Source organism: Vibrio sp. 2033 (assembly GCF_033339735.1).
In genome coordinates this window covers 1-574 of record NZ_JAWOVC010000625.1, presented here as the reverse complement: position 1 = coordinate 574, position 574 = coordinate 1, and the positions used below count along the sequence as shown (strand labels likewise).

The window sequence follows — 574 nt, the reverse complement described above, 5'->3', positions numbered from 1 at the left end:
AAACAATACCGTTGTTTTCTACGTTGAAAATCGCGGCTTCTTTTAGCTCTTCTTGGTTTACAAGTTTTGCAGCTTCTTCTTCTGCCAGCGCTTTCATCGCGTCTTTGATTTTCAGCTTACGCTTTTTCTTGGTGTCGCCGGCAAGGTTTTGGAACATGCCTTGTAGCTGGTTGGTCATTTCTTCCATACCAGGAGGTGCCATGATCTCCACACCCATTTGAGGCGCTGCTACATCGATTTCAATCTCTTTATCGTCTAGCTGACCTTCACGCAGTTTTTTACGGAAGATTTGACGCGTGTTTGAGGTGTCTTCTTTTTGCTCGACTTGACCCCAGCTATCGCGTGCTGGTGGCAGTAGTGCATCGAGAATGCGCTCTTCAGCTTGCTCTTCTGCGCGGAATTTCACTTTTTCCATCGCTTGTTGGTGGGTCATCTTCACAGCGACATCAGTCAGGTCACGAATGATGGTTTCAACTTCTTTACCAACGTAGCCCACTTCGGTGAACTTTGTTGCTTCGACTTTGATGAATGGTGCATTGGCTAGTTTAGCAAGACGACGAGCGATCTCTGTCTT

Annotated in this window: 1 pseudogene; it reads right to left on the bottom strand. The window is 46.7% G+C overall.

Annotated elements, in window-relative coordinates:
* Positions 1–574, bottom strand: a pseudogene (locus R7P74_RS28155) (AAA family ATPase); the annotation flags it as partial.